The following is a 548-nucleotide window of genomic DNA, read 5'->3' as shown; positions in this document are numbered from 1 at the left end:
CTTACCAAACAGTATGAGGAAAGAATGAAAAATTATAATTCTAATAATAACCTTGTTCATAACTTAAAAGTTTTGAATACAGATTCGAGATGTGATAAAATCAATGCATCAGGCTACATCAAAACTTATGGTCAAAAGTAAACGTAGAAAAGGTGAGTTTTTGGTTAAATATGGATATGCTAGGGTGAGTACGTTAAACCAGGATTTGGAATCTCAAATTCAAATGTTAGAAAAAGAAGGCTGCGAGAAAATTTACTCTGAAAAATTTACAGGTACAAAATTTGATAGACCAAAATTTCAAAAACTGCTTTCTGTACTAGAAAATGGTGACACACTTGTTGTAACAAAATTAGATCGTTTTGCACGTTCGGCTGAAAATGCAATCCAAACGATTAAAATGTTATTTGAAAAAGGAGTTAAGGTACATGTCATTAATATGGGAGTAGTGGAGGATACGCCAACTGGACGATTGATGTTTAATATCATGAGTGCATTCGCTGAATTTGAAAGAGATATGATTGTAGAACGTACACAAGAAGGAAAAGCGA

Annotated in this window: 1 protein-coding gene; it reads left to right on the top strand. The window is 32.7% G+C overall.

The features are described from left to right. Window positions 1–127 precede the first annotated feature (127 nt). Window positions 128–548: recombinase family protein (locus JDS96_RS30630; RefSeq protein ID WP_199669111.1), on the top strand; the 421-nt coding region annotated here is incomplete at its 3' end.

This window comes from Bacillus cereus group sp. N21 (genome assembly GCF_016483395.1).
Lineage (GTDB): Bacteria > Bacillota > Bacilli > Bacillales > Bacillaceae_G > Bacillus_A > Bacillus_A pseudomycoides.
The sequence above is the reverse complement of the archived record's forward strand: the minus strand, read 5'-3'. Positions and strand labels throughout refer to the sequence as shown.